Here is an 8,304-nt window from a genome sequence, read left to right as displayed (position 1 = left end):
GCCAGAACCTGGTCCAGTACGTCGTCAGGGATCACGGGCTTCTTGCGTCGGGACATGATGCTTCTCCTTCTCCAGCATCACACCAAACACACGAAATTCAGGATAGGCCCGGGCCATCGCGCGCCCCAGCAAAAAAACTCCCAAATGAATCAAAGTTTTTTGGTTCTTTTTTTCAAAAAAGAACGCCTTTCCTCCATCGTCAGCACATCCGTCAGCACCAGACCGGACGCCACATGCCAGCACCGCGCCATCAATGCGCTGGTCATCGGCTGCCGCACCCGCACCAGCCCGACCGCCGGCATCAACGACGGATCGAGCCGCCGGATCTGAAGCGGGGTACCATCCGTGCGCGGCGGCAAAGCCGCCACCGGCAGGATCGAGGCCAGGCGCCCCGCCCGAAGTTCCGCATGCAGAAGGTCCAGCGCATTCGTCTCGAAGCGCACATCGGGCACGACACCCGCCTCCGCGAAGCCGCGATCGACGATCTGCCGGCTGCGCATCGACCGATCCAGCAGGCACAGCGGCAACCCGGCCGCATCACCCCACGAACAGCGCACACGCCCCGGCATCACAATGCCCGGTCCGCCCACCAGCACATGCTGCTCCACGTAAAGCTCATGCGCCTCGAACGGCCCCCCGGCCGGCAACTGGTCGAGATAGACGATCCCCAGTCCAAACCGCTGTTCGGACAGGCCCCGCAGGATGTCGCCATGCGCGGCGACGGTCAGTTCCAGATGCAGCGCCGGTATCGCGGCCCGCAGGCTTTCCATCAGCAGCGGCGCCAGTTGCTGGGCTGGCGGCATGATGCCGATGGCCAGACTGCCTCCGGCCTCTTCATGGGCAAATCCGGCGTCCTGCCGCAACCCGTCCAGCGCGGCGAGGCTCTGCCGCGCCCAGGCCAGCACCCGCTCGCCCTCCGGCGTCAGCCCCTGCACCCGCTGCCGACGGCGGACGATGGTCACACCCAGTTCATGCTCCAGCTGCCGGATCGCCGCCGAAAGCGCGGGCTGCGACACGCCGCAATGTTCCGCCGCGCGCGAAAAATGGCGAAACCGATCAAGCGCCACGAGATAGGTCAACTGCCGGAGGAACAAGACGCCCTTCCTTCACGTTACGGAACCGCCTGTTCTCCTTGCCGAAGACTCAGGCGCCGACAAGCCCCGCCGCCCTCATGCCGTAAAGAAACGGCTGAACCCCCGCGCCCGCAACGCCCGCCGATAGGCGATGGAACTGCGATCGGCCATCACATGTGCCTCCAGCGCGGGGTCCAGCGGCAGGTTCTCCGGCTTCTGGGCCTCGACGATGGCACGATCCTCCTCAAAGACCCGGCGATTGAACGCATACACATCCTCGACCGGCAGATCCCGGTCGACATTGCGGCAGATCGGCGCGAACATCCGCGTCTTCCGCGCCGAAACCGGCGAAGCCGCATTCATGATCACCAGCCTCCCCTCATCGGGGAAATGAATCTCCAGCGTGGCGGTAAAGGGCACATGCACGCGGAAATGGCGCAGCCACTCAAACCCCGACCGCCCCCGATCCGACACCCCGATCGGATAATTGCCGACACTGCTCCGATACTCGGCCTCAAAGCCGGTCGGCGTCGGGGTCGGCATATAAGGCGGCACCACCGCATTATTCGGATCGGCGAAGGTTTCGGTGTGGACGAAGGCGAAATGCGCCACGTCAATGAACCCCTCCACCTGCCGTCCGGCAAACCCCGCGATGTCGATCCAGGGGCAGGTGATCCGCTGGAAAGCCGCCTCGTCCCAATGCGGCATCGGCGGAATGGCGGGTTCGCCTTCGGGGTCCAGACAGGTCCAGATCAACCCGTAGCGCTCGACCGCCGGATAGGTCCGCAGATGCAGCCGGGGCGGGATATTATTGTCCGGATTGGCCGGAACATGCCTGCACCGTCCCTCGGCACCGAAAACGAACCCATGATAGGCACAGGCGATGGTCCGGCCGTCGCCCTTGCCCATGCTCAGCGGCACCCCGCGATGTGGGCACAGATTATCCGCCACCACGATGGCCTCGCCCGCCCGATACAAAACCAGCGGCGCATCCAGCAGCGTCACCCCCAGCGGCCCGTTCCCCAGTTCCCGCCCCAGCGCCACCGGATACCAGTTGCGTGCCAGCAGCCGCCAATCTTCGGGCAGGAAGGTGCAGTCACGCGGCAACGCTCTCCCGGCCGGGACCGACGCAGGGCTCTGGGAAACGACGGACATGGGGGCCTCCTGACATGCGGATCGGTCCCCATGGTTTCATGACAGGTTCATTCGCGTATATATCAGAATTTCATCTTCCCCGTTCGCAAAATCAGAGCACCCTTGCCATGCCGGCTTTCTCGCGCTTTCTGCTCTATTTTCTGGCGGTCGCCCGGCACGGCTCGATCCGCCGCGCGTCCGAGGAATTGCGCATCGCCGCCTCGGCGATCGACCGGCAACTCCTGCAAGGCGAGAAGGCACTCGGCGCGCCCCTGTTCGAACGTCTGCCCACCGGCATGCGCCTGACGGCGGCGGGCGAGATCCTGCACGCCCACGCCCGCCGCTGGCACCGCGATTTCGCGGATGTCGCCCGGCAGATCGACGATCTCAAAGGCTTGCGTCGTGGCCAGGTCACCCTGGCGGCGCCGGAGGCGCTGACGCGCTCCTTCCTGACCGGTCTCATTGCCCGGCTGCGGCAGACCCACCCCGCCATCGTCCTGAATCTCCGCATTCACGACAATGCGGAAATCGCGGGCCTGCTGGATGACGGCAGCGCCGACCTGGCCCTGATGCTCGATCCCACAGGTATCCGCAGCCTGCATGTCAGGAACACGGCGCCGTTTCCGCTGGGGTTCGTCTCGCCGCCCGGACACGGGCTGTCGCACCTGGCCTCCGTACGCTTTTCCGCCTGCGCCGACGAACCGACGATCATCCCTGCCGCCCCCCTCGCCATAGCGGCGATCTTCACCCGCCTCGAAGCCGATTGCGCGGTCACCGCACGCATGGCGACGACCAGCAACAATGTCCAACTGATCAAATCGCTGGTCGCCGCCGGCACCGGCATCAGCCTGCTGAGCGCGCTGGATGTGATGGAGGAAGTCGCCCACGGCCTGCTGTGCTTCACACCGCTGGCCCATGCGTCCGTTCCTCCCCTGGCCCTGTCACTGGTCCATGATCGCGGCCGGCATCTCTCCGCCGCCGCCCGGCTGGTCGCCGACACGCTCGATCACGCACTGACCGATCTGGCGAACATGCCTGAGCAAACCGCCAATTTTCGTTACAACACCAGAGACTGAAGTCACCTCTTGGTGAAGCCCCCCGTCACGAACAGATGGACCATGCCAGGCCCGGCCTTCTAAACCAATGGCTCATCAAATATTTTCTGAATTTCCAGAAATATATACAAATAAACTATAATATATATTCATGGCGGAACATATTGTTCTCTCCGCACGAGAATGCTGAGAATGACGCCAGAGGCAATGCTTCAACCTATCCAAGAAATAATAACAAAGAATCGGCTAACGATACCATGCTTCTCGCGGTGGCTTTCTCATGTCACATGCCTCCTCGCCCGGCAGATGAACGGCGCGCAGGACATCCGGTTTCCCGCGCCTTCCGAAACAGGCCGTATGACACATGGGTCCCGATCGATGACTGGACGATCATCGCCCTGGCGCTGTTCATCGCCATGGCCTGCATCACCGCACACACCAGCCTCGCGGCCACCGGCAAGCCGGCGGCGCCAACCGCAACGGTGAAACAGAAGCGCCCACTCGCCGAGGACAAGCTGAATCCTCTCTTCGACGGAGAAAGTCTCTCCGGCCTCCTGCCGCCACATGCCGATGCCCTGCGCGCCGGCGACCCAAGCGCCGATTATTTCGCAATCGACCGGTCATCGGGCAATCTGATTCCACAGGCCCGCCCCTGGCGCCAATGGCTGAGCCGGCGCGGCTTCACCTTCGACATGATCTACAAGGCTGAAGGCATGGCCAACATCGACGGCGGCCTGTCGCGGGGCATGGATTATGTCCACGACCTGCGCGTGACGATGCTGTTCGACCTGGGCCGGCTGCTGGGGCTGACCGGATGGTACGTCCACGGACTGGTCATGAATCGCGAAGGCCGCCAGGTCGGCTGGGACCATGTCGGCGAGCGCAACGTACTGCTCACCGAACTCTGGAGCATCCACGGCCCCGCCGCCGCACGCCTGGCCGATCTGTACGCCGAAAAATCGTTTCTTGGCGACCGGCTCAACATCAATATCGGCCGCATCGCGCTGACCCACACCTACGGCACCTCGGCGCTGCTGTGTACGTTCATGATGCATTGCTCCGCCCCGATGGCGATCCGCGAACCACCGGGCTGGAGCGTCTATCCCAAGACATCCTGGGGCGGCACGCTGCGCTTCCGCCCGCTGCGCGACCTGACCTTGCGCACCGGCATCTACAAGATCGGGCCAAAACCCCAGGACAATACCGGCTGGGCGTGGGCCAGCGAAACCACGACCGGCATCCAGACCCCGGTGGAACTGACCTGGGAGCCGTTCTTCGGTCCGCGCAAACTCGTCGGCCACTACAAATTCGGCTACGGACACGATACCTCGCCCTACCCGGACATGATCGGCACGGTACCGGCAGCGTATCGGGACGCGATCCACCCGCACGCCGAAAAGCCGCGCGACACATTCTATATCGAAGCGGACCAGATGATCTACCGCACGCACGGCACGAGCCAGATGTCCGGCGGCTACCTGATGGCGGGCTACATCCACAGCACGCCGAGCATCTCCACCTTCGCCGACGAATTCTATTTCGGCACCTCGCTGCTCGGGCTCCTGCCCGGCCGCCCCTTCGACCGGCTCGGCGTGATGTATTCCTATTACCAGATGAGCCCCCGCCTGGCGTACGGCCAGCGACTGCGTCAGGCGGCGGGCCTGCCGCTCGGCCCGTACATCATGGGCCCGCAGACCCATTCGGCGGTGCTGGAGGCCTATTACAGCATGCCCGTGCTGCCGGGCCTGATCCTCTATCCCGAATTCGAATACATGATGCGTCCGGGCGAAACCTCGGTCATTCCCAACGCAACACTGGTCGGCATCAAGCTGATCGCCAATCTTTGACCCGCCACACCGACGGCAATCGCCAAAATATGATCATCGGTGCAGATAAAATTAAAATTAAGCGCATCTTCGCCTCACCGGTGCTCACTACGGACGGGCGGGCATAACGATCCGGAACAGACAAGCGCGCAAGGGATGGAAACAGGCATGAATGACATGACCGCCGCACCAGCGACACGGGCGACACCAGCGACGATAACGGAGCAATCCCGGACCTACGACGTGGCGACGGCCCGGCATGTCGTCCTGGCCTCACTGCTGGCCTGGCTGCTGGATGCCTGCGATTTCTTCATCGTGCTGTTCACGCTCGACGATGTCGCCCGCAGTTTCCACGTCTCCCTGCAAAGCCTCCTGCTGGCGCCCACGCTCACGCTCCTCACACGCCCGATCGGCGCCTTCCTGTGCGGCCACGCGGCGGATCGGTATGGGCGCAAGCCGGTCATGATCACCACCATCGTCGTTTATTCCGCGATCGAGATCCTGTCCGCCTTCGCTCCCAACCTCGCCGTCTTCCTGCTGCTGCGCACCCTTTTCGGCATCGCGCTGGGCGGAGAATGGGGCGTGGGCACATCGCTGATCATGGAGAGCATTCCCCCCTCATGGCGTGGTACCGCCTCGGGCCTCCTCCAGGCCGGCTACCCCGGCGGCTACCTGCTGGCGTCGCTGGTCTTCCTGCTGCTGCCCTTCATCGGCTGGCGCGGCCTGTTCATCCTCGGCGGCAGCGCCTTGCTGGCGGCGGTCTATATCTGGCTGCGCGTCCCCGAAAGCCCCGAATGGCTGAGCCGCCAGCACGACCAGAGCACGGGCACCAGCGCCGGCACCACCAAAGCCCCAGGCCTATGGTTCATCATCCGCAACAATGCGGCCCTGTGCGTCTTCGCGATCACCCTGATGGCCGCCTTCAATTTCATGAGCCACGGTTCGCAGGATCTCTACCCCAAGGTTTTCCTGGGCCTGGAACGCCACCTGTCCCACCCGTCCATCACGCTGATCGTGGTGCTTTACAACATCGCCGCCATCGCCGGCGGCCTGTTCTTCGGCGTGCTGTCGCAGAAGATCAGCCGCCAATACAGCATTGCCCTGGCCGCCCTCCTCACCCTGCCCTGCCTGCCCTTGTGGGCCTTGTCCCACTCCCCCTTCTGGCTCGCCTTCGGGGCCGTCTGCGTCCAGTTCTGCATCCAGGGCGCCTGGGGCGTCGTCCCTGCCTATCTCAGCGAACTCTCCCCCGCCTCGGTCCGCGCCACCTTCCCCGGCCTCGCCTACCAGTGCGGCAACCTCATCGCCGCCAGCAACGCCCTCCTGCAAACCGGCCTCGCCTCCTGGTTCGGCACCAGCCTCGCCCCCGCGATGATGCTAACGGTCGGCACCGCCGCCCTCGTCGTCCTGACCCTGATACTGCTCAACGCCCGCCTATACGGCCGCTACCACCCCACTCAATAAGGAGCGAAAATCGTTTGGAAAAACGTCGGCTTCCGCCGTCTTTGCGGACGTTCAGATAATCGGCGAGGTGCCCTGATACCCGCCATTGGCTGAATCGCATCAGTTCCGTTTTCTCATGTCCAACAGAAAATTTCGGGAAAGACCAACCGGGGACGGATGTTGGAATCGCGGCTGTAATCAGGGAAGGGGAGCCTCAGCGCACGGCCCATCCCGCCCAGCCTGCGTTTTCGGAGCTATCCCTCTCCCCTCACGATCGTATCTGACAACAAGGGAAACATCTCGGCGAAAGAATACGAACGCACCTGTCGCGTTCACTAGATCCGCAATCGCGGTGACGGCGGTCGAACCTATCGTGGTTAGGATCGAACATGGGAACGCCAGATGGATCAAAGTTTGGCGACCATAGCGTTGACCGACACCATTACCTGCTGGCGATATTCCTCCTTAACCTGAACGCGATGATTGTTGATCGTCTGCTTACCTGCTCGAAGAAGGGAGAACGGCAATCCTTTGGCGAAGGCAACAACACCAGTCGTTTGAAAATCTCTTATGTTGGCGGTACCTTGCTGCACGTTGCTGAACGTGAAGTATTGCGGATGGGTGCCGATTAAAGCATTGATGTCATGATCAATACCTTGAAGAACTGCGGCATAGGCAGAGGCGGGTCCCATGTACTGGGTAATGCGGTTCTTCGCGATTAGATGGACTTGAGGAAGCTGGCGACCTGCAGATATTAACTTGGTGTTGAACGCGTAAGTTGCATAAATCGGAGAAGGTAAACTCAACCCGTAGACGAGTGATAGGGCATTTTGGACTGCTCGTCGGGACGAATCGTCTGCCATAACTGGCAGGACCAATCGTTCAGCAGTTGCCAAAGCTATCTGCGTATAAATCGAGAAGCTAGGATTGCAGTCGATAAAGATGGTTTCGTAAATGCCTTGCAGAGGAGCAAGGAAGTCGTTGAGCCAATCGACAACTGCGATCCATGTGTCCGTACCGGGGATCTGCGTGTTCGACAACGTGTTGATCGCATTCGATTGCAGCTCGAGCAACGGGTCACCGCATACTAGATCAACATTGGTCGGCACGGCGGCGTTCACGCTGGACGGCGTCGTGATAAAATCTTGCGCACGAAAGGTGGGCGCATTGTAAGGCGAAGGTAATCGTATCTGGAAGTAGCCGCCAATGCTGCGGCGAGGGACCGCGCCATGCATCAGTAAAAGCTGCTGGCTGCCGCCGCCAGTCAAGCCACCAAGAAGAAGTTCAGAGAGGTTCGCCTGCGGGCAGGCGTCAATGACGAGGATACGCTCGTTTTGGTGTGTCTCAGCATATCGGCAGATGGACTGAAAACAGAGGCTGGTTTTCCCTGTGCCGCCCTTATTGTTCCAGAAAGCATATCGCATCATAGTCTCCATGTCTTGATGAGACATATATGCGTCTTAATTGGACGAGTCAACGTCCATTTTGGACGGTTTGCGCAAGATATGATGCAATAATTCTCGGAAGCGGGAATGCTTTTCGCTGTGGTCACGATGTTCCGTGCATTCCCAAACGAAGGATGCTCCTGTTCGATGGTATCCATATTAGTTACGTGCAAACGTCAGCTTGGTGGAGGACGAGTTCCAAAAGTCGACCTTCCGCAATCCCCCCCCCCTGTCTGTTGGTGATGTGCGAGGATGTATAGCGGAAGGGAGCCCGTCCCCCCCGAGGGTCTGGAGCCCGTTTGGGAGCATGGGTCCCTTCCGCCTTTGCTCA

At 61.6% G+C, this 8,304-nt stretch carries 6 protein-coding genes; 3 read left to right on the top strand and 3 right to left on the bottom strand.

Annotation, left to right across the window (positions count from 1 at the left end):
• Nucleotides 1–149 precede the first annotated feature (149 nt).
• Together HLH25_RS19580 and HLH25_RS19575 are read right to left on the bottom strand one after the other, a co-directional pair.
• On the bottom strand, nucleotides 150–1,094 hold the full coding sequence (locus tag HLH25_RS19580) for a LysR family transcriptional regulator (protein ID WP_182975684.1): 945 nt from the start codon (nucleotides 1,092–1,094) through the stop codon (nucleotides 150–152).
• Between the two features lie 75 nt (nucleotides 1,095–1,169).
• A complete protein-coding gene (locus tag HLH25_RS19575; RefSeq protein WP_182975683.1) occupies nucleotides 1,170–2,228 on the bottom strand; it encodes an aromatic ring-hydroxylating oxygenase subunit alpha in 1,059 nt (352 codons plus the stop codon).
• A 107-nt stretch (nucleotides 2,229–2,335) separates the two neighbouring features.
• Between HLH25_RS19575 and HLH25_RS19570 the strand changes: the two genes are divergently transcribed.
• From HLH25_RS19570 to HLH25_RS19560, 3 genes are all read left to right on the top strand, one after another.
• Nucleotides 2,336–3,283: a LysR family transcriptional regulator gene (locus HLH25_RS19570; protein ID WP_182975682.1), complete on the top strand. Its 948-nt coding sequence runs from the start codon at nucleotides 2,336–2,338 to the stop codon at nucleotides 3,281–3,283.
• Nucleotides 3,284–3,678: 395 nt separating this feature from the next.
• The gene (locus HLH25_RS19565; RefSeq protein WP_246402881.1) at nucleotides 3,679–5,109 is read left to right on the top strand and encodes a carbohydrate porin; all 1,431 of its coding nucleotides are present in this window, start codon (nucleotides 3,679–3,681) and stop codon (nucleotides 5,107–5,109) included.
• Between the two features lie 156 nt (nucleotides 5,110–5,265).
• Nucleotides 5,266–6,549: an MFS transporter gene (locus HLH25_RS19560; RefSeq protein ID WP_182975685.1), complete on the top strand. Its 1,284-nt coding sequence runs from the start codon at nucleotides 5,266–5,268 to the stop codon at nucleotides 6,547–6,549.
• A 386-nt stretch (nucleotides 6,550–6,935) separates the two neighbouring features.
• Here the strand turns inward: HLH25_RS19560 and HLH25_RS19555 are convergent, their stop codons facing one another.
• Nucleotides 6,936–7,955: a ParA family protein gene (locus tag HLH25_RS19555; protein ID WP_220791926.1), complete on the bottom strand. Its 1,020-nt coding sequence runs from the start codon at nucleotides 7,953–7,955 to the stop codon at nucleotides 6,936–6,938.
• Between the last annotated feature and the right edge of the window lie 349 nt (nucleotides 7,956–8,304).

It is taken from the genome of Gluconacetobacter dulcium (genome assembly GCF_014174165.1).
Classification (GTDB): Bacteria; Pseudomonadota; Alphaproteobacteria; order Acetobacterales; family Acetobacteraceae; genus Gluconacetobacter; species Gluconacetobacter dulcium.
This window is presented reverse-complemented; position numbering and strand designations above follow the sequence as displayed.